Consider the following 20,971-nt stretch of genomic DNA (forward strand, 5'->3'; position numbering starts at 1 on the left):
CGAAACGTACGGGAACTGCGGGACGTACGGGACCTACGGGGACTGCGGGATGTGCGGGGACTGCGGGATGTGCGGGAACTGCGGAATCGGGGAATGCGGGGAACGCGGCGACTCGGGGAAGCGAACGAACGCGAGGAGCGGGGCGTGCACCGGGTACGGGAAGAAGCACGGGCGACGCGGGTTCGGTGCGGCAACGCTAGCGAGCCGGGGCCCGGGGTGTCCGACGGGTGCGCGAATTTCACCCGAACGGAAGAGTTTGCCCTTGCCGTGTGGACGCTCGTGGATCGTGGCCACCTGCCGATGATAGGGACGCCCCCGAAGTGCGGTTCACCCGGGGGCGGGAGAAGGTCGTACGCATGAACGAGGTGGACCACGGAGGTTCCGGCACGGACGGGGGATCGGGAACAGGAGCGGGTACGGGTACGGGAGCCGGTACGGGTACGGGAGCGGGCAACGGTGGCGGTCCGGGTGACCCGGGTGCTCCCGGCGGTCCCGGTGCCCCTGGCGGTCCCGGCGATACCGGCGGTCCGCGTGACCCCGGCGGGCCAGGCGCTCCCGGCGGCTCCGGCGGCCCCGATGGCCCCGGCGGCCCCGGTGGTGAGGGCGGACACGGTGGGCCGGGCGGTCCCGGCCGCCCCCGGTGGCGTTCGCGCCGGGTGCTCGTCGTCGCCCTGGTGCTGGCCGTGCTCGTCGCCGGGGGCGGCACCCTGGTCGCCCTGTGGTCCACCGGCGGGAGCGGTCCCACCCCCGCCCGCTCGTCCGGGACGACGGCTCCGCAGCGTTCCGGCACCACCTCGCCCGCCCCCACGTACCCGCTCTCCAAGGCGCCGCAGGTCATACCGTCCGTCCGTGAGCACTCCGCGGCCCGTGGTCCGGGGTGGCGGCCGAGGGACGGGGCGCGGCTCGTCGTGGGCGGTCAGTCCCTCGCGGACGAGGGCAGGCTCACCGCCTCCGAACTGGGGCTGACGTACGCCGGACGGGCCCCGGCCCGCGCCGGTGACGTGGAACTGGCGCTCACCGGGGACACCGGGAGCACCGAGGACACCGGCGGTACGGACGGCGCCGAGGCGTACACCCTGACCGTGCGGGACGACCGGGTCCGGATAGCCGCGTCCACCGAACGCGGTGTCTTCTACGGCACCCGCACCCTCAAGCAGGAGGTCCGCGCCACGGGCGCCGCCCCGGAGGGGGTCGTGCGGGACGAGCCCGCCAAGCCGCGCCGAGGCTTCATGCTCGACATCGCCCGCAAACCGTTCACCGCCAGCTGGATCGAGGACCGGATAAAGGAGCTGGGCGACCTCAAGTACAACGAGCTGGGGCTGCACTTCTCCGACGACCAGGGCTTCCGTATCGCCTCGGACTCCCATCCCGAGGTGGTGTCCCGGGACCATCTGACCAAGGCGGAGGTGCGCCGTATCCTCGCGCTCGCCGCCGCCCGGCACATCGCGGTCGTCCCGGAGATCGACTCACCGGGACATCTCGGCGCGGTGATCGCCGCCTACCCCGAGCTCCAGCTCCGCGGCACGGGCGGGGCCGCCCCGAAGGGCGCGGTCGACATCGCGAACCCCGCCGCCGCGCGGATCGTGGACGAACTGCTGGCCGAGTACACCGAGCTGTTCCCCGGTCCGTACTGGCATGTCGGCGGTGACGAGTACCCCGCGCTGTTCGCGGGCGACCCGGCCGCCCGCTATCCCGCGCTCGCTGCGGCGGCCCGGGAGAAGTACGGGCCGGACGCCACCGTCGAGGACCTCGCCACGGGCTGGCTCGACGACCGCGCGGACGTGGTGCGCGACCGCGAGCGGGTGCCGCGAGCCTGGAACGACGGCTTCTACCGGGGCGGCACGGTCCAGCCCGCCGAGGACATCGTGACCGCGTACTGGACGGGCAAGGAGATCGGCGCCCGGCCGCCCGCCGAGTATCTGGCCGAGGGCCGTGAGGTGATCAACTACAACGACGAGTACCTCTACTACGTGCTCGGCGAGCCCAACGACTTCACGTACCCGACCGGACGGCGGATCTACGAGGAGTGGACGCCGCTGGTGCTGCGGGGCACCCGGCCGGTCGAGCAGCGCTACGCCGGGCAGATCCTCGGCGGGGTGTTCGCCGTCTGGTGCGACCTCGCGAACGCCCAGAGCCAGGGACAGGTGGCGTCCGGGGTCCGGATGCCGCTGCGCGCGACGGCGCAGAAGCTGTGGGAGCCGGACGAGCCGCCCCTGCCCTGGGACGGTTTCGTGGCCCTCGCGGACCGCGTCGACTGAGACCGCTCCCCGTACGGCCGGTCTCCGGCGGGGCCGGTCCCCGGGCGTCGCCACGCGGGATGCCGTCCACCGGCCGCCGCACGGATGGCACCGTCCGCCCCGCACGCCGTCCGGCCGCCACCCCCGGGACGACGACATCCGGCTACGGCGGACGGCCCGTCCCGCTCGCGATCATCGTCGTACCCCCGGTGACGTGGTTCTCCGCAGCCGCGCTCCCCCCGCGAACGTACGAATCCCGCCACCGGGCACCGGGAGCGCACAAGGAACGGTGACGTTCACACGTCCGATCCACCGGAAGCGCACTTCGGGTGGCGTACGCCCCGCCGCTGTGGTGGTCTGGTCGCTGCACCGGGCGGAGCACCGCGGCCACGGAACGGGCGGCCGACGGAACACGCACCGGGCGGAACACCGCGCCGACGGTACGGCGCACCGAGCACGGCGACGGGGGACGGATCGGATGGGTCACTGGGGCTACTACGTCGTGGGCCGGAGCGGGCAGGCGCTCGACAGCGCGGACGCGCTCGCCTCCGTACGTGACGAACTGGCGCTCCTCGAACGGCGCGCCGACGGCTGGCAGGTGTGGGAGTGCCGGGGCGGCGAGGACGGCACGACCATCGGCAGTATGAACGCCCTCGCGCTGGAGACCGGGTCGCCCGCACTGTTCGGGTACGTCATGGACAGCGCCTGTGTCGTGGTGGAGGCGGCGGCCCCGGACAGCGGCGGCTGGACCACCTGTCTCGACCGGAACGCGATGGCCGACCACCTCGGACGCGACGAGCGCGCGCTGGAGGACTATTTCCTGGTCCCCGCCGACGCGGCGCGACGCGCGGTCGTCTGGGCCGCCGAGGGAGGCGCGACCGTACCGGCCGGACCGATCGCCGAGGTGCTGGGCGCGCCCGCCGATCCGTCCGCCGAGCAACTCTTCTTCCGGTTCCTGGACCGCCTCGGAGTGGTACGCCTGTGACGCTACCGGTGCGTCGCACGCAGAAAGGACAAGTGCGGCCTCCGCCCGAGGGCGCCGCTCCGGTGCCACTGGAGGCGTGATGAGCCTGGTCGAACTGATCTCAGGAGCGGACGAGCGGGGGCTCGCCGCGAGCGGCCTCGGCTGTCTGGACCGCTGCGTCCCGCTGCTCGGCGGTGACGACGAGGTGCTCCGCCCGCTGTGGGCGAGCCTCGGCGAGGGCGGGGACGCCGTCGAGTGGGGTGACCGGCTGGAACGGGCGCGGGCCGTGCTGGTCCCGGAGCCCGGCCCCGGCGAAGCGGCGCCCGTCGCGGACGGGGCGGCCGTGCTCGCGCTGCGGATGCTGGCCGCCGCGCCCGCCGACCTCCCCGACAAGCTCCAGGGCGGCGGCCCGCCGGACGCGCGGCTGCGGGAGTGGGCCGACCTCTGCTCGCTGTCCGCGCTCCGTGTGCACCGGCTCCTCGATCCGGTCGGGGACCGGGGGGAAGCCTCCGGGGACGGCGCGGACCCGGCCGACGACCGGCTCGCCGCGTCCCGCGCCGGCGGGGCCGACGGACTGTCCCCGCTGGCCGCCGCCGAACTGCGAAGACAGATCGTGATCCTGGAGCTGCTCGCGGGCCGGGGTGCCGCCGGGCTGCGTCAGGTGCACGGGGCGACGACCGAGGGGCGGCGCATACTGCGTGCCGTGGTCTCACGGCGGGCCCGTGGCCGGAACTGAGCGGTGGGTTCCGACCCGTGCGACCTGCTCCGCCGGGCACGGCGCCGACTGGATCGCGCGGGTGGCGCGCACCGGCGCGCGGCCGGTCGGAAGAGGAATAACCGCTGGTGGGGGCCGTGCGCTCATGCGCTCCGAAGCCCGTCCTACCGCCGCTGTGGCAACGACCGGGGCCGCCACCCCCCACAGGAGAGGCCCCGGTCGCCGCACGGCACGGGCCGCGCGGCGGCCCGTATCTAGTACTGCGCCAACGGCTCGATTTGTGTCACACCCCACTCGTCCGAGGGGTAGTTGCGTCTTGTACAAACATGGACGCGAACCCATTTCAGGCCGTAGCGTGCGTTTCGCGCCGAGTGCGGGCCATCAAGGGCCGCGGTCATTCAGGGACCGCGACCATTGAGGGGAGTACCACGACGGTGAACAGCCGGTTCCGCGGAAGCGGCGCCGGTTCGGGCGCAACGAGGGAGTGCGTTGAGTGCTGGGGGACGACGCGGAGTTGACCGCCGCGGTGCTGGCGGCTCAGCAGGGGGATGACGGGGCGTTCCGTACTGTGTACCGCTCGGTGCACCCACGGCTGCTGGGCTATGTCCGCACGCTGGTCGGTGACCCGGACGCGGAGGACGTGACCTCCGAGGCGTGGCTCCAGATCGCCCGCGACCTCGACCGGTTCAGCGGCGACGCGGACCGCTTCCGGGGCTGGGCGGCGCGGATAGCGCGCAACCGCGCCCTGGACCACATACGCATGCGCGGACGCAGACCCGCGATAGGTGCCGACGAGACGGAGCTGACCGGTAAGCCCGCGGAGTCGGACACCGCCGGTGAGGCGATGGAGGCACTGGCCACCAGCCGCACCCTGTCGTTGATAGCGCGCCTTCCGCAGGACCAGGCCGAGGCGGTCGTGCTGCGGGTCGTCGTGGGGCTCGACGCGAAGACCGCCGCGCAGACCCTCGGCAAACGTCCCGGCGCCGTCCGCACGGCCGCCCATCGCGGGCTGAAACGTCTCGCCGAACTGCTCGGCGACGAGCCCGAAGAGGATGATCCGGCGCCGACCGGACGCCTCGGGGGGCGCCTTGACGCGGTGCCCCCACCCCGCCGCCCACCGGCCCGCGCGGGCACGCCCGCCGGTGTGACGCATTCGCGAACGCGGACGCTGAAGGACATGTGATGCCCGACGAGCAGGACCGGTGGCTGGACCGGGAGGCGGCGGAACGCCTGCTGCGCGGGGAGCCCCCGAAGGCCGTCGGCGATCACTCACGAGAGTGTGCCGACCGGCTCGCCCGCCTTCTCGACGCGTTGGCGGCGGAGGCGGCCCGGCCCCCCGGCCCGAACGCCCCACTCCGGTCCGGCCACTCCCGCAACTCCGGCCCCTCCAGTCCTTCCAGCCCCTCCACGCCTTCCGGTCTCTTCGGTTCTCCTGGTTCCTCCGGTTCCGCCGCCCCCTCTGGCCCCCTTGGCCCCTCTGGTTCCTCCAGTCCCTCCGGCCCTTCGGCGTCCGGCGGTGAACTGCCCGGCGAGGAGGCGGCGGTGGCGGCGTTCCGCGCGGCCCGCGCCTTCCGGTACGGCGGCCGGCCCGGGATCGCCGGGGCCCGCGTCGACTCCTGGACCGGGCTGGGACTCCCCGGCGCGGACCGGTTCCGCGCCGCCGGGACGGGCGGCGGTGCCGTGCCGCACGGAACGCCGCGGCCGAGCGGGGCCCCGGGAACGTCCGGCGACCGGGACGGGTCCGGTGAGGGGGCCGGGTCCGGCGACCGGGACGCGCTGGGCGGGTTCGGCACCCACGGCACCCACGGCACGCGGGATCGGCGTGGCGCTCGTGGTGGACGCGGTACCCAGGGCGGACGCGGTATCCACGGTCGGGACGGCGGCAGCGGGGGACGCGGCGCCCGGGACCCGCTCGGTGCGCGCGGCGGATTCGCCGGGTTCGAAGGACCCGGCGCACTCGGCGGACCCGGCGGGAGCATCGGACCCGGCGCCCTCGACGGGTTCCGGTCCTCCGGGCGGGGTTCGGACGCCGGCCCCGACCTGGACCCCGATCCGAACCCCGACCTGGACCTGAACCCGGACCCGGAGCTCGGCACGGACGCCGGGACGATCCGGATTACGGGTGCGCCGGGGCCGGACCGCCGTCGGCCGCGCTGGGCGAAGCCGGTCCGCTTCGCCCTCGCCGCCACACTGGCCGTCGGCATGATCGGCGGGGGCGCGTTCGCCGCGGGCACCGGGGTGCTCCCCCTGCCGTTCGACGGCGACGACCGGCGGCCCACCGCCGCGGCGGAGGGCGCCCCCGCCCGGACACCGTCGCCCCCGGTCCCGAGCCCTTCGCGGTCCGCCGCCGACCCGTCCCGCCCGCCCGCGTCCGGTACGGGCAAGAGCGTGCCGAAGTTCTCACCGGAACCGCCCCCGGGCCTGAGCGCGGGGCCGAGCCGCACCGCCGGAGGCACCCAGAAGCGGATGCGGGTCCCCACGGACTGGCGCAGCGGCCAGGTCACCGCGTGCCGCGCGTACGAGCGGGGAAAGCTGGACGCCGAGGGCAGGCGCGGACTGGAGAGCGCCGCCCGGGGCCCGGACCGGGTGGCCCGGTTCTGCGAACGTCTGCTCGCCCGCCACGGCGAGGACGACCGGCCCGGCGAGGACGACCCTTCGGACGACTCCTCCGAGACGGACGGTGACGGGGACGGGGGCGATCAACCCGGTTCCGGCGGCAAGGGGGCCGGCGGCGGCCACGACCACGGCCACGGCACCGGCGGCCGCAAGGGCGAGGGGGACGGCAGGGGGGAAGGCCGCGGCGAGGGCCGGGGACGGGGCGGCGGTCATGGCGGGGGCGGCGCACCCGTGGGGGGACGACCCGTGGTGGGGCAGTCGCCCGATCCCGACCCCTTGATCAGCCACGAGCCGTCCGCGCCCGCCACCGCGCCCACCTCCGGCCCGGTACCGACGCCGGTCCCCGGCCCTGGCGCCTCTCCCTCGGGCGGCGTCACCCCGTCAGGCACTCCCGGACCGACACCTCCCGGACCGACACCTCCCGGACCGACACCTCCCGCGCCGACCGCTCCCGCGTCGGCCACCCCTTCCGCGTAGCCGCGACCCGTTCCCGCGACGGCCACCCCTTTCCGCGGGGACGCAATCCCGTCCGCAGGGACGCAATCCCGTCCGCGTGGACGCGACCCGCGCCCGGTAACGGCGAGTACCAGCCACATCACTCCCGCACATTCGCCCCATATGTCCCAACTGTCCCCCCTCCCACCTGCACTGTTCCCGTCATGGGAGAGGTTTTTCCCGCCAGGTGTGACGTTTTGCCGAAGCATGGCGCAGTATCAAGTGGGCCGACTGGTCATCGGCCATGCACGAGCCGGGGTTCCCCCCGTACCTTCGGCTCGTCGCCACTGGCGCGGGCGGGACACGTTCCCCCGGTCCCGCCCGCGCCACCGTGACATCCCCCCGGTGACGTACACCGTCACCAGTGGACGATCACCTTGTCGCCGTCGCGCACCTGCTCGAACAGGGCCGCGATCGCCGCCTTGTCCCGGACGTTGACGCAGCCGTGCGACGCGCTGCCGTAGCCGGTCGCCGCGAAGTCCGACGAGTAGTGGACCGCCTGGCCGCCGCTGAAGAACATCGCGTACGGCATCGGGGTGTCGTACAGCGTCGACACATGGTCACGCGATTTCCAGAGCACCCGGAACGCGCCCTCGCGGGTCGGGGTCTCCCGGCCGCCGAAGCGGACGTCCATCGTGGTGCGGACCTTGCCGTCGATCAGCCAGCTCAGGGTGCGCGAGGTCTTGCTGACGCACAGGGCCCGACCCGTGAGGCAGCGCGGGTCGGGGGTGTCGGCGGGGCGGCCCCCGTCGGCGTACAGCTCGTCGTCGGTCGGGCGCGGTGTCATCGCGGTCAGCCGCTGCCAGGTGACGGTGTCGACCGTCCCGGTGCGGGGCAGCCCCCGCTTGCCCTGGAAGCCCCGGACCGCCGTGGTGGTCGCCACGTCGTACGTCCCGCTGGGCCCTTCGAGGAGCCAGGCGATCCGGCGGAGCCGGGCCTGGATCTCCCGGACCTTCGGCCCCCGGTCGCCCGGCCGCCACAGCACCCTCGCCGGGGGCGCCGGTACCCGGGTCGTCCGGGGCGGCCGGGGCGGTGGGACCGGCACCGGGTCCCCGGTGCCGGATTCCCGCACCTCCGGTATCCGGCTCTGGGTGCCGCGCCTCGGCTTGTTGTCGGCCGGTGCGGTGCCGGAGGGACGGGTGGGGGCCGCCGTACGGCCCGGGTGCGCCGTACCGGACGGGGTGCTCCCCGGGGACGCGGCCGTCGCCCCCCTCGGCTGGGAGTACGCCGGTGCCCGGCTGACCGGTGCGGCGCCCGGCCCCCGCCGGTCGCTGACCGTGGTCTCCCCGCTGTCCGCGACGTACGCGGAACAGCCGCCCGCCAACGCCGTCGCGGTGACCACCGCGAGGGACGTCCGCCAGGCCCGCGTACGCGCGCCCGGCGGCGCGACCCGACCGCCCGCGGCCACGGTTCCCGGTGGCGGGACCCGTCCGCCGTCGGCCGCGGTCCGGCCGCTTCGGCCCTCACCCCTGTACTGACGCATGACCACACTCCCACCGGCTGTCGGACCACCGGTTCGTCGTCCCCGTCCTGTCCGTTCCGTGCGCCCGTTCGCCCTTCCGGCCCGGCCGGTCCGCCGTACGGCCATCGCCTTCCGATCTACTGCCCCCGGCTGCTCACCAAGAGGCCTCGCATCCCCAACTGGTTGCGGGCGCAGGCGGTTTCGCGCCATGCGCCGAATGTTGACGGCGAGGGGGTCCACCGGGAGTCCGCGCACCCGGGGCCGGGCTCCGGATCGGCCACCGCGACCCCCCGGAGGTGCGGGAACGGCCCGCGCACCGGACTCCTGGCCGACGGCCGAACGGGGGTACGGGCCCGCCGGACCGAAGGACCGCGCCCCGCACACCCGACCCGGGCGCCGGGAACCTCCCCGCACACCTGGGGGCGCCTACCCCTGAGGACACACGCGTCCGGTTCCACGGCATCCCGCCCCACCAGGTCTCCCACCCCGCCGACGGCCCCCACCCCGGCCGCCCCGCCGCTGCCACATCGCCCACCCGTCCCCGGGGAGCGGGGCACGCCCGGCGGCGGGCTTCCCCGAACCGCCTGGCAACGATGTCCTGAAGGCGTACGTCACCCGATGGCACACACGTACGGACCGGGACGAGCGCATCCAGGACCCGCCGCCCCTCGCCCTCACCCCGCCCCCGCACCCCGTTCCCTCACCCCGGGGCGCGTCGGCCCGCGTCGCCGTCCCCCTCACCAGGGCCCAACTCGCCACCGCGCGACTGCCTTCCGTTCGCTTGCTCACCGGCCGGCTGATGGGGAAGCCGTACCGGGGTGGTGTACGGGACCGCGCGGGAGCCCTGCTCGTAGGTGCGGGCGTGGGCCGCGCAGAGCCAGTACGTGGGGCCCTCCGGGGTGGTGACCTTGCTCAGGCCGCCCCACTCCTCCCCCGGGTCGAGTTCCTTGAGAAGGGCGTGCATCCGGCGGTACTCCGCGTGGTCGGCGGCCCGGACCGCCGTACGGGACTCCCCGTCGGCGAACCGCCGCCCGGCTTCGCCCGGCGCCCCGTCCAGCAGCGCCTTCATCAGATCCATGTCGTCCTTCATCGCCTTGCTCAGCCCCTCCGACGCCACCCCGAGGGACGCGCCGAACACCGGGACGACGAACTTCAGCACCTGGAGCGTGCGGTGCACATACGGCAGGACCGTCTCGGTGAACTCCTTTCGCGCCGGGAGCTCGTACGGCTCCACACCCTCCAGGAGATGCCACTCCCCGGGCGCCTCGCAGCACAGATGGAGCTGGAACACCTCGCCGGGCAGCAGCTTGTGCCCCGCGGCCCGTCGCGAGAGCCGCCGCACCCACACCAGGCTCGGGCACAGCACCTCCTGACGGCTCTGCTCGCGGCGCAGCGAATGCAGAAAGCCCCGCTGCTGCTCCGCGACCCGCGCGCTCAGCTCGGCATGCCGGCGGCGCCCTGCCACCTCCAGCGAGTCCACCTTGGACACAAGCTGCCGCAGCAGCTCCTCCGACCGTCTCCCGCCGGGCCGTTCGATGCCCTGGAGGAGATACGGCACCTCGACGTCCTCCAGATGCTCCGGGCACTCGATGCGCTCCCGGGGCGGGTCCATCGCCAGCCGGTTCACCAACTGCTCATGACGGAACTCGTGCCTGCACGCCCGCCCCTCGCCGTCCCGGGTGGGGCAGGGCACCAGCCGGGTGATGTCGAGCCCCGGATAGCGCTGGAGCGTCTGCTCGAACCCGTCCTTCAGCACCGCGAAGAAGTCCTGCGGATAGGGGCCGCGCACCCGCAGCTCCGCCGTCCTCGCGTGCCGGTCGACCGTGATCAGCGCGGCGTGCGCGCCGTCCGGGTGCCTCAGCAGCGCGCCGGAACGCCAGCGCAGCGGGGTCGAGAAGCGGTGCTCCCGAGCGATGAACCAGGTCGGGATGCCCGGCGGGACGGTGTGCAGCCGGTACCGCAGCCGCAGTTCGCGGGTCCCGGCCCCGCCGTGGGTGTCCCAGTCCTCCTGGAACGGCGGCGGGTTCCACGGAAGCAGCTCCACCACCAGGCTCGCCGTCCGGTCCTCCGTGCGGTACGAGAGGTCGAAGTTCTCCATCATCCGGACGAAATGGTGGCGCAGCGGACGCGGCGCGTCGCTCCACAGCGTGCTCCCGAACGTGTGGCGGAACAGCCCGCCCTCGTTCAGCACCTCCTCGGAGTCCAGGACCCGGCTGATGTACGCGGTGAGCCACTGCGGACGCAGCACCACCAGATCGCACAACTCCTCGTCGTCCGGGTAGTGCAGCAGGTCCCCGAGACTGTGCAGGGCGGCGACCAGCGAGGACTGGTGCGAGGGCTCCCGTACGCCCGCCTCCGCGAGGAGTTCGCCGAGCTCCTCGGGGGCGGCGTGGTCGTCCGGGTGCGTGCGGACCGCCTCCGCCGCGCGCAGCCAGGTACGCGGCCAGGCCACCCCCATCAGCGGCAGCCGCGCGACCTCCTGGCGGACCCGCTCAAGGACCTCGGCCACGCCCCGCCCGCTCGCGCTGTCCGCGCTCAGACTGCCGACGATCAGCCCGGGATACGTCTCCTGGAGCTCGCTCAGCGGGAGGTCCGGCGGGCGCGGGCCCAGATGCGTGGCCACCAGCAGGACCGGGGCGTGCGGGGCCCGTGCCTTGATCATGTCGAGCCAGTAGTGGAGCTTGCTGGCCTCCCAGCCGATCTGCGCGTCCCACAGGAGCAGGAACAGGGACCGGTCGGTGAGGAAGAACTGATGGGTGGCGTGGTAGATCTCCTGCCCGCCGAAGTCCCAGGTCGCCAGCCGCATGGTGACCGGCTCGGCGGGGTCCGGCGGATCGGGGTGCGCGAGGTCGAGCCCGCTGACGGTCAGCCCGTGGGTGGTGCTCTCCTGCGGATCGTGCGCCTCGCCGCGCAGCGCCTTCAGCAGCGAGGTCTTCCCGACCCGCCCTTCCCCGACCACGACGACCTTGGACGCCCACTGCCGGACGGGGTCCTGGCCGAGGTCCCGCAGAAAGATGCGCACGGCGTTGGTCCCACCGGCGACCACTTCGGGCGGCGGGGTGGTCAGGGGGTTGCCCTCCAGACCCAGGACGGTCAGCCGTCGCAGTCGGCCCAGCGTGGTCGGAAGGGTGGTGAGGCGGTTGTCCTCCAGATGGAGCTCGGTGAGCCGCTCCAGCGCGCCGATGCCGTCGGGCAACGAGGTGAGACGGTTGGCGCTGAGGAACAGGTGCTCCAGGCCGTGCAGCCGGGTGACGCAGTCGGGTACCTCGATGAGACGGTTGTCCTCCAGTTCCAGCAGCCTCAGGGAGGTGAGCTCGCCCAGGGAGTCCGGCAGGGATTCCAGGCCGTTCCAGCCGAGGTACAAGGACTCCAAGTCGGTCAGTCCGCTCAGTTCGGCGGGCAGACGGGTGAGGCCATTGTTGATGAGCAGAAGCCGACTCAAGTGCCGCAGACGGGCGATCCGGGCCGGTAGTTCGACGAGCCCGGTGCCGGTGAGGTCCAGGTGGACGAGCGCGGTGAGATCCGTGACCTGGTCGGGCAGGACGCCCAGCGGGTTCCGGTCGAGGTACAGGTGCGTGAGCCCGGTGAGGCCGCCGAAGGTCTCCGGGACCGTGGTGAGCCCGCAGCCGGCCAGGTAGAGCGTGGTGAGCTGTGACAGATCACCGAGCCAGTCGGGCAGTTCGCCGAGATCGTTGTCGTCCAGCGCCAGCGTGGTGACGTGGGACAGCTCCCGTATCGACTCCGGCAGCTCCGTCAGCCCGGCCCCGGACAGGTCCAGGAGCGGATCACCCCACTCCTGGCTCGCCTGGATCAACTCGACCGTGGTACGGCCCTCCTCGGCCGCCCGCCCGCTCCCCAAGACCCTCGTCATACGTCCGCCCCCGCCCCGTGAACCCGCCCCCGGGGACCCGCACGCCCCCGTACCCACCAACCTAGGCGCACCCACTGACAACGCGTGGCCGTTCGGGTGCGGAGCGGGACACCGGACCCGCTTCGGAGGCGGGCGGCATGTGTCCCACCCAACCCCCCGTGCCTCTGTCTGATTGTCGTAATTTCATGCGACACTCCGGCTCATGCTTGGTGTCACAGACCTTCCCACGTACCTCGTGGGCCTCGTCCTCATCATCCTGCTGCCGGGGCCGAACTCGCTGTACGTGCTGTCGGTCGCGGCCCGGCAGGGGGTGCGGCGTGGGTATGTCGCCGCCGCCGGGGTCTGGGCCGGGGACATCGTGCTGATGGTCCTGGCCGCCGCGGGTGCCGCCTCGCTGCTCACGAGCAACGCCGTGCTGTTCGGCATCGTGAAGTTCGTGGGCGCCGGGTATCTCGCCTGGCTCGCGATCGGGCTGCTGCGGGCCGCGTGGACGATGTGGCGCGAGCGGGACGCCCGTACGGAGCGGGCGGACGCGGCCGACCCGGCGCAGGCGCCCGGGGCGTCCGCCGAGCGGCCGTTCCGCCGGGCGTTCGTGATCAGTGTGCTGAACCCGAAGGCGATCCTGTTCCTCATCTCCTTCTTCGTGCAGTTCGTGGACCCCGCGTACGCGTACCCCGCAGTGACGTTCGTCGTGCTCGGCACCTGTCTCCAGGTCGCGAGCGCGCTGTATCTGTCGGCGCTGATCTTCGGCGGTTCCCGGCTCGCCGCCGTCTTCCGCAGCCGCCGCAAGCTGTCCGCCGGGGCGACCACGCTGGCGGGCGCGCTGTTCCTCGGGTTCGCGGCGAAGCTGTCCACCGCCGGGGTGTAGGCGCCGGGTGCGGCGCCGGACCGGGTGCCGGGACGCGGCGCCAGGTCCGGGTACGGCGCCGGGTCCGGTTGCGGGTGCCGGGTGTCCGGCGCGGGCGGTCAGTGGTGCCAGGCCTTGCCGTCCACGTTGTGGATCATGCGTTGCAGCACCTTCAGGGCCCGGACGAACTCCTCGTCCGTGACGCCGTCGTGGATGACCTCACGGCGCGCGGTCTGGGTCTTCACCGCCGCGGCCTTCAGGGCCTCCCCCTCGGGGGTGATGTGCAGCCGGTCGTGGTCGTCGGTGGTGACGAGGCCGCGGTGGACGAGGTTCCCGACCGCCTCCTCGATCGCCGGGTCGCCGACATCGAGGTAGCCGCCGAGGAACCGGGCGAGTTCCGCGAGTTCACGGCCCTGCGGTGACTCCGCGAGCTGGTTGAGGACCCACCACTGCGGCTGGGTCAGATCATGGGTGGCCAGACCCTCGCGGATATAGGCCACCACGGCGTCGGACGCCGCCCGGCCCCAGTAACCGATGGGCTGGGTGGCGAGTTCTTCGTCGTTGTGCGAGTAGTCCATGCCGCGACCGTAGAACCTCCAGCAACCTTGAGGTCAAGGAGCCTGCCCGGTGCCCGTTCCCCGTACCCGTGCCCCCGAGGTCAGCGCGTTCCGCAGCCACGGGGTGGCCCTGTCCTCCACGAAGCGGTTGAGCAGCCACGCCAGTGCCAGCATCGCGGTGACCGTCAACGGCAGGGTCGCGTACGCGGGGACGCCGAGGGTGCGGTGCACTGCACCGATCACGACCCAGCCGAGGTGTTCGTGGACCAGGTAGAACGGGTACGTCAGCGCCCCCGCGACCGTCAGCCAGCGCCAGTTGGCCCAGGAGAACCACCCCAGCGCGATCGCCGCGACCAGCGCGAACCCGGCCGTCACGATCAGTACGATCACCCCGGCGGAACGGTACGAGAAGAAGTCCGGGTCCGGGGCGTGCCACAGGTCGGCCACCGCGTGGTGCTGGCCGGTCAGCCAGCTCACCACGACGATGCCCCAGGCGGTCGCGTCCCGCCGGTCGCGGTGCACCAGATACAGACCGATACCGCCGATGAAGAAGGGCGCGTACTCCGGCATCAGCAGCGTCTTCAGGAACGGTTCCCCGGACGCCTGGGCCATCGCCGCCGCCAGCGTCCACACCGCGCAGAACAGCACGACCCGGTGCCGGGTCACCCCGGGCAGGACGACGGCCACCGCGAACAGCGCGTAGAAGCGGACCTCGGCCCACAGCGTCCAGCACACCCCGAGCACCCGGTCGACGCCGAGCGGCTGCTGGAGCAGGGTGAGGTTCAGCAGCGCGTCGCTCGGGGACACCGCCCGGTACACCACGGGCGGCAGCGCGAAGACGACGGTGACCAGCACGATCGCGGCCCAGTACGCGGGCATCAGCCGGGACACGCGGGACGCGAGGTACGCGCGCGGGGTGCGGCCCCAGCCGCTCATGCAGATCACGAACCCGCTGATCACGAAGAAGACCTGCACCCCGAGGCAGCCGTAGGCGAACCATTCGGACGCGGTGGGGAACTGGAGCCTCGGGGAGGTGCCCCAGGCGGTGGAGACCTCACCGTCACGGCCTCCGTAGTGGTAGGCGGCGACCATCAGCGCGGCGAGCAGCCGCAGTCCGTCCAGGGCCCGGAGCCGGGGGACCCGCGCGGGACGCGGCCCGGCCGGCTCCTTCACCAGCACCGCCCCCTCCACCGGCGCCTGCCCCTTCACCTGCACCGCCCCCTCCGCCGGCACCGGCCCGGGAGCGGTCCCGGTCGTGGCGCTCATCCGAGGGTGGCGCGCTTGACGGCCCGCGCGCGGCGGGCGACCCGGCGGACGGCCGCGCTGCGGGGAACGAAGGCGAACTGGGCCGGGAGCGCGCCCGGCAGCCCGAGCGCGGTGAGCCTGCGCCGCTTGAAGTAGCGCCGGGTCCGCTCGTCGAGGTGACGGCTCAGATACCGCTCGGCGTCGGCGCGGCGGCCGGGGTGCAGCTTCGGCTGCATCGCGTAACCGACGGCCGTCACCAGGTCGTTCAGCTCCGCGGTCCGCGCGGGGGAGCGGTCCATGGCCTGGGCCCGGACGGCGTCCTGGTCGTCGAGTTCCGGCAGCAGCGCGTCCACGAGGGTGACGGGGACCCGGTTGCTGTTCTGGTACGGGGCGAGCCGCTCCAGCAGGAGCTCCGTGCCCACCCGGGCGACCGGCAGACCGTGGAACGCGGACGCGGTGAGCAGCGCCGTCGAGAAGCAGCCGACCACGAGCGCGGGCCGGGTCCGCCGGTACAGCACCTCGGCGAGGACCGGGGTGTCCAGCACGGTCAGCCGCGCGCCGAGCGCTCCGGCCTCCTCCTCCAGCCTGCGCGACCGGTCGGCGGGCGCGGTGGGGTGCGGTTTGAAGACGATCCGGCGGTGCCCGAGCGCGACCGTGCCGCGCAGCATCCGTAGATGCAGGTCCTCCTCCTCGTCGGGGGTGAGGATCTCCAGCGCGGACAGGTACTGCCCGAGCAGCAGCGCGGGCCCGGGGCCGTCCGTCGGTTCCTGGCCGGGGCCGTCCGGGCCGTCCGGGCCGTCCGGGCTGTCCGCGCTGTCCGTGCCGTCCTCGCCGTCCGGTCCGGCGAGGGCCTTCAGGACGCCGGGGCCGTCCGCGTCGTCCAGTTCGGCGAGCACCTTCAGGAAGGCGTCCGTCGGGACGATCTCCGCGGGCACGCCGTACTCGGTGAGCAGCAGGGGCACGAGGCCCGGTACGAGGTCCAGGTGCAGCAGCCGGCGTACCCGGGTGCCGACCAGGGGGTCGATACGGTCGCGGGTGGGGCCGTAGCTCATCAGGCCGTCCGCGTAGACGTGCACGGGGGCTCCGGTGAAGATCCGGGTCACCGCGAGCGCCGGGTTGACCTGGAGGGACTCCACGACGAGTTCGACGTCGTCGTCCCCGAGGTCCCAGGCGAGGCGCAGATACCTCTCCCACAGCGGGATGTCGTCCGCGCGCGGGGACCAGCCGCCCGGATGGAACGGGGCGATCGTCGCGTTCCACGAGACCACCGTGTCGAAGCGGTCGCGCAGCGGGCCGAAGCCGGGCGTCCCGTCGAGCGCGGGGGTGGTCTCGGGGACGGCCGCGTTGTTGCAGACCAGTAGGACATCGCGGTCCACCGGGGCCAGCCGCCCCGCGTCGAGGGCGGCGGCGAGGGTGGCGGCGCCGTACAGGGTGGACGCCAGGAGGACTCGGGTGGTCACGCGGCGGCTCCCGGGGTCAGGGGGCGGCGGCGCAGTCGGCGCAGCCGGGTGGCGCGCTGGAGGTCCATCCCGTCCAGCGTGGCGCCGAGGACGTGCTGGGGCATCCGGCGCAGCGCGTCCGCGCTCATCGACTTCAGGGCGCGCGCCACCGGTGGTTCGAACTTGTCCAGCCGGCCGAGGTGATGGGAAATGATCGCGCAATAGGTGCGGACCGCTTTCGGGAGCAGTTTCTCCGCCTCCGGGTCCGCGGCGGTTTCCGCCACCACCTGGTCGAATGCCCGGATGAAGTCGAGTTGCCGTACATCGCCGATCTGGGTGAGCGAGGAGGCGACCCCGCGCCGGTAGAACACCCCGAGAAGTCCCGCTATCGCGAAGGATTCCGCTTCGCGGTGCAGCCGCCAGATCCAGGGCCGGTCCTCGGCGGTGCGCAGTCCGTCGGTGAAACGCAAGAGTCCGCCGTCCACGAGCCGCCGGTGGTAGATCCCGGCCCACGCGTACGGATAGTCCACCGGGGTCGACCGGTCGGCGGGCAGTATCACGTCCCGGGGCCGCAGCACCTCCCCGCGCCGCCCATGGGGGACCCGCTGCACCGAGCGGGCGCGGCCGGTCGTCCGCACATGATCGGTCCGTACGAAGTCGCAGCCCAACGCCTCGATGTACGAGACCAGTTGTGCGTAATAGCCGGGGGCGACCCAGTCGTCGCCGTCGAGGAACGTGAGGTACGTGCCGCGCGACGCGTCGATCCCGGTGTTGCGGGCGGTGGCCAGACCTCCGTTCCGCTCGTGCCCGAGGACGACCGCGCCGGGCAGGTCCCGCGCGGCACGTTCCAGGACGTCGCGGGTCCCGTCCCGGGAACAGTCGTCCACAAGGAGGAATTCGAAGTCCTCGCGGGTGTTCGCCCGCAGACTCCGCAGGGTGTCGGGCGCGTATTGCCGCACGTTGTAGAACGGCACGATGACGGAGAGCTTGACCACCCGAGTGACGTTAGGCGCCGGTCCGGCATTCGTCTTGGCCCGGGAACGGATACCAGGTGAACGACGCGCGGCGGAACGGTGAACCGGACGCGTTCCTGTGCTTCCCGGCGGCCGATTCCCCGTTCGGCGGTGTGCTGTTAACCCTTTGTTGCATTCCGGTTGGGCCGCGCATCGGAATTGCTTCCTAGCGTCTGCGATGTGCCTTCACGTACTCCGAAGTCCCCGCGGGTCGCCGTACTCGCCGATTCCGACACCCGATGGAAATGGGGCGCCCTCACCGCGGGCCGCCTCGTCCCCGGGGGCCGGCTCGACGGCTTCCTGCTGCGGGGCCGCGCCACGCCCACGGCCCGTCAGCTCCAGGAGGTGGGCGTCCCCGCGGACTCCCTCACCGAGGTCACCACCGCGGGGTTCCTGCGGACGATGGCCGCGGAACGGTACGACGTGGTGCTCCTCGCGCTCGTCGGCGGCGGGGTCCAGGCGATGCTGCACGGACTCGCGCACACCTGGCGCGGCGCCGGACGCCGCCCGGTCGTCGTCACCGGCTATGTCGGGGTGGTCTACGAGAAGCTGGCCGACGGCCTCCTGCTGCGGCACGGCGCCGATCTCGTCCTCGCCAACTCCCGTCAGGACGCGGAACGGTTCCGCGCGGTGTACGAGGGCGTCGGCGCGGACGCCTCCGGGGTGGTCGAGGTCGCGCTGCCGTTCCTCGGCGGCGAACCGTACCGGGCGGCCGACCCGTACCGGGTGGTGTTCGCCGCGCAGCCCTCCGTACCGGGTGACCGGGCCGGCCGCGCGTACCTGCTGGAACGGCTGGTCCGGCACGCCCGGCGCCACCCGGACCGCGAGGTGCTGCTGAAGCTGCGCTCGCGCCCCGGTGAACACACCACGCACATCGAGGAGACCCCGTACCAGAAGCTCGCGCGACCGCTGCGGCTGCCGCCCAACCTGCGGCTGGTGTACGGGCACATGGGCGAGGTGCTGGACGGCGCGGACCTGCTGGTCACGGTGAGTTCCACGGCGGCGCTCGAAGCGTTGCACCGGCGGGTGCCGACGGCGGTGCTCACGGATCTCGGGGTGCGTGAGGCGCTGGGCAACCACCACTTCGTGGGGTCCGGCTGCCTGATGTCGTGGGACGCGCTCGACGCGGGGGCGGTGCCCGTCGCGGACCCCGGGTGGGTGGCACGGCAGGGGGTCGCGGCGGACGGCTCGTACGAGGCGGCGTACGACGCGGCGCGGGAGCGGATCGCGCGGCTGGGGGGCGGGGCGGGGCCCGGGGGGATCGCGCCCTACTACACGGCCGCGACCGCGCCCGGGTATCTGCCCGGGGTGCTGCGGCGGTACCACCTCGCGGTGGACGGGGCGGTGCTGCCCGGCGCGGCGCGGGTGTCCCCGGGGTCCGCCGGGCCGGTCCGGCGGGTCGTCCGGCGCGCCGCGCGGGGTGCCTACCGGCACGGGGTGCAGCGGGTCGCGCCCGCGATCCGTCGCATGGGGGAGCTGTGAGCCCCCGGCGGGTCGCCTTCGCTTGCGCCTCCGGGGTTCCGCACCTCGCCTTCGCTGGCGCGTCCGGGGTTCCACACCTCGGCGTAGGTGTCCGGGGGCCCGTACTTCGTGGGGGCGCAGTTCCCCGCAGGTCGCCTTCGCTCGCGCGGCCGGGGTTCCACACCTCGGCGTACCTGTTCCTGTGGGGGCCGTTCGGGGGTGCGCAGTTCCCCGCGCCCCTGAGGTCTGTGCACCTGAGCGCACTTGTTCCTGTGCGGGCCGTTCGCGGGTGCGCAGTTCCCAGCAGGCCGCCTTCGCTCGCGCGGCCGGGGTTCCACACCTCGGCGTACCTGTTCCCGTGCGGGCAGTTCGGGGGTGCGCAGTTCCCCGCGCCCCTGAGGTCTGTGCACCTCGGCGTACCTGTTCCCGTGCGGGCCGTTCGGGGGTGCGCAGTTCCCCGCGCCCCTGAGGTCTGTGCACCTGAGCGCACTTGTTCCTGTGCGGGCTGTCCGGGGGTGCGCAGTTCCCCGCGCCCCTTTGGGGCGCCCCTGGCCGCCGGTTCTCCGGCTGCGGAACCGCACTCCGGACGGGACCGCGCCGCACCACCGAGTACCCGCACGGGAACAAACGGGCCCGGCACCGGAAACGCATATGAGGACGACGAGGAGCACCGGACGATGACCGCGACAACAGCCCCCGCGCAGCGAACGCAGCGCACGCCGCGAAGGCCGCAGGTCGTTCTCGCCGTGATCCCGGCGCGGGGCGGCTCCAAGGGCGTCCCCGCCAAGAACCTGGCCCCGGTCGGCGGTATCCCCCTGGTCACCAGGGCCGTCCACGCCTGCCGCACGGCACCCCGCGTCACCCACGTCGTCGTCTCCACCGACGACCCGGCGATCGCCGCCGCCGCCCGTGCGGCAGACGCGGAGGTCGTCGTGCGCCCCGCCGCCCTCGCGGACGACACCGCGACCAGCGAGGCCGCCGTACTGCACGCGCTGGACGCCCATGAGTCCCGCCACGGACACCCCGTGGACGTGGTCGTGCTCGTCCAGTGCACCAGCCCCTTCCTCACCCCCGGGGACCTGGACGCGGTCGCCGCCGCCGTCACCGACGAGGGCGCCGACACCGCGGTGACCGTCGCCCCCTTCCACGGCTTCGTCTGGCGCGACAGCGACGGGGACGGCGACAGCGACACCGCCTGGGACGGGTACGGCGTCAACCACGACAAGTCCGTCCGCCCGCGCCGCCAGGACCGGCCCCAGGACCTCCTGGAGACCGGCGCCGCCTACGCGATGACCGCCCCCGGCTTCCGCGCGCACCGCCACCGCTTCTTCGGCCGCACCCGACTCGTCCGCACCGACGCGTCCCGGGTCCTGGAGATCGACGACCCGCACGACCTCACCCGGGCCCGCGCCCTCGCGCCGCTCCTCGACGCGGACCGCCCCGCCGCCCTGCCGGGCCGCGCGGACATCGACGCGGTCGTCCTCGACTTCGACGGCACCCAGACCGACGACCGGGTGCTGATCGACGCCGACGGACGGGAGTTCGTCTCCGTCCACCGGGGGGACGGGCTCGGTGTCGCCGCCCTGCGCGAGGCCGGGCTGGCGCTGCTGATCCTCTCCTCGGAGCGCAATCCGGTCGTCGCGGCACGCGCCCGCAAGCTGGGGATCGCCGTCCTGCACGGTGTCGAACGCAAGGACCTCGCGCTCAAGCAGTGGTGCGACGAGCAGGGCATCGCCCCGCAGCGGGTGCTCTACGCGGGCAACGACGTCAACGACCTCCCGTGCTTCACCGTCGCCGGCTGGCCCGTGGCCGTCGCGAGCGCCCACGAGGTGGTGCGCGGCGCCGCACGCGCCGTCACCACCGCGCCCGGCGGCGCCGGAGCGGTCCGGGAGCTGGCCACCTGGCTCCTCGGCCCGTCCCTCGACCCCCACACCCCCCGGCACCCGCAGGGCCGCCGGGACTCCCCCGACCACCCCGTCCCGTCCGTACCCACCGACGTACAGAACCACGTACCCACCCACGTACACACCGACAGGTAAAGGAACCCCT

14 protein-coding genes are annotated in these 20,971 nt (G+C 73.7%); 8 read left to right on the top strand and 6 right to left on the bottom strand.

Going from position 1 to position 20,971, the window contains the following annotated elements; all coding sequences use genetic code 11:
- The first annotated feature begins 356 nt into the window (after positions 1 to 356).
- From AB852_RS05365 to AB852_RS39180, 5 genes are all read left to right on the top strand, one after another.
- Entirely contained in the window at positions 357 to 2,258 is a 1,902-nt protein-coding gene (locus AB852_RS05365; RefSeq protein ID WP_079184410.1) for a beta-N-acetylhexosaminidase, read from the top strand.
- 457 nt (positions 2,259 to 2,715) lie between these two features.
- Positions 2,716 to 3,222 carry a hypothetical protein gene (locus AB852_RS05370; protein ID WP_073784054.1) on the top strand — a complete coding sequence of 169 codons (507 nt, stop codon included), beginning with the start codon at positions 2,716 to 2,718 and terminating at the stop codon, positions 3,220 to 3,222.
- A 79-nt stretch (positions 3,223 to 3,301) separates the two neighbouring features.
- Positions 3,302 to 3,937: a hypothetical protein gene (locus tag AB852_RS05375; RefSeq protein ID WP_073784056.1), complete on the top strand. Its 636-nt coding sequence runs from the start codon at positions 3,302 to 3,304 to the stop codon at positions 3,935 to 3,937.
- A gap of 472 nt (positions 3,938 to 4,409) precedes the next feature.
- Positions 4,410 to 5,099, top strand: coding sequence for an RNA polymerase sigma factor (locus tag AB852_RS05380; RefSeq protein ID WP_073784058.1), 690 nt, complete (start codon positions 4,410 to 4,412; stop codon positions 5,097 to 5,099).
- On the top strand, positions 5,099 to 7,009 hold the full coding sequence (locus AB852_RS39180; protein WP_143201180.1) for a hypothetical protein: 1,911 nt from the start codon (positions 5,099 to 5,101) through the stop codon (positions 7,007 to 7,009). Before AB852_RS05380 ends, AB852_RS39180 begins: the two co-directional genes overlap by 1 nt.
- Before the next feature lie 376 nt (positions 7,010 to 7,385).
- On the opposite strand, the gene AB852_RS05390 is transcribed toward AB852_RS39180, so the two are convergent.
- Both AB852_RS05390 and AB852_RS05395 read right to left on the bottom strand, forming a co-directional pair.
- Positions 7,386 to 8,435 carry a L,D-transpeptidase family protein gene (locus tag AB852_RS05390; RefSeq protein WP_073784060.1) on the bottom strand — a complete coding sequence of 350 codons (1,050 nt, stop codon included), beginning with the start codon at positions 8,433 to 8,435 and terminating at the stop codon, positions 7,386 to 7,388.
- Positions 8,436 to 9,189: 754 nt separating this feature from the next.
- Positions 9,190 to 12,360: a COR domain-containing protein gene (locus tag AB852_RS05395; RefSeq protein ID WP_079184311.1), complete on the bottom strand. Its 3,171-nt coding sequence runs from the start codon at positions 12,358 to 12,360 to the stop codon at positions 9,190 to 9,192.
- A gap of 202 nt (positions 12,361 to 12,562) precedes the next feature.
- On the opposite strand from AB852_RS05395, the gene leuE reads away from it, so the two are divergent.
- Complete coding sequence (gene leuE / locus AB852_RS05400; protein WP_073784065.1) at positions 12,563 to 13,228, top strand: leucine efflux protein LeuE; 666 nt, start codon at positions 12,563 to 12,565, stop codon at positions 13,226 to 13,228.
- 98 nt (positions 13,229 to 13,326) lie between these two features.
- Here the strand turns inward: leuE and AB852_RS05405 are convergent, their stop codons facing one another.
- From AB852_RS05405 to AB852_RS05420, 4 genes are read right to left on the bottom strand one after another with little or no spacing between them, the layout of a single operon-like run.
- Positions 13,327 to 13,785, bottom strand: coding sequence for a MarR family winged helix-turn-helix transcriptional regulator (locus AB852_RS05405; protein ID WP_073784067.1), 459 nt, complete (start codon positions 13,783 to 13,785; stop codon positions 13,327 to 13,329).
- A gap of 33 nt (positions 13,786 to 13,818) precedes the next feature.
- Positions 13,819 to 15,030: an acyltransferase family protein gene (locus AB852_RS05410; protein ID WP_079184312.1), complete on the bottom strand. Its 1,212-nt coding sequence runs from the start codon at positions 15,028 to 15,030 to the stop codon at positions 13,819 to 13,821.
- Positions 15,027 to 16,469 carry a polysialyltransferase family glycosyltransferase gene (locus AB852_RS05415; protein WP_073784069.1) on the bottom strand — a complete coding sequence of 481 codons (1,443 nt, stop codon included), beginning with the start codon at positions 16,467 to 16,469 and terminating at the stop codon, positions 15,027 to 15,029. The genes AB852_RS05410 and AB852_RS05415 overlap by 4 nt, the downstream gene beginning before the upstream one ends.
- Positions 16,466 to 17,443 (bottom strand): glycosyltransferase family 2 protein, encoded by a 978-nt coding sequence (locus AB852_RS05420; protein ID WP_073784070.1) that lies wholly within the window; start codon positions 17,441 to 17,443, stop codon positions 16,466 to 16,468. Before AB852_RS05420 ends, AB852_RS05415 begins: the two co-directional genes overlap by 4 nt.
- 198 nt (positions 17,444 to 17,641) lie before the next feature.
- Here AB852_RS05420 and AB852_RS05425 point away from each other — a divergent pair, with 198 nt between their 5' ends.
- Together AB852_RS05425 and AB852_RS05430 are read left to right on the top strand one after the other, a co-directional pair.
- Positions 17,642 to 18,943 (top strand): DUF6716 putative glycosyltransferase, encoded by a 1,302-nt coding sequence (locus AB852_RS05425; protein WP_073784071.1) that lies wholly within the window; start codon positions 17,642 to 17,644, stop codon positions 18,941 to 18,943.
- A gap of 656 nt (positions 18,944 to 19,599) precedes the next feature.
- Positions 19,600 to 20,961: an N-acylneuraminate cytidylyltransferase gene (locus tag AB852_RS05430; protein WP_079184313.1), complete on the top strand. Its 1,362-nt coding sequence runs from the start codon at positions 19,600 to 19,602 to the stop codon at positions 20,959 to 20,961.
- Positions 20,962 to 20,971 lie beyond the last annotated feature (10 nt).

This window comes from Streptomyces uncialis (assembly GCF_001905345.1).
Classification (GTDB): Bacteria; Actinomycetota; Actinomycetes; order Streptomycetales; family Streptomycetaceae; genus Streptomyces; species Streptomyces uncialis.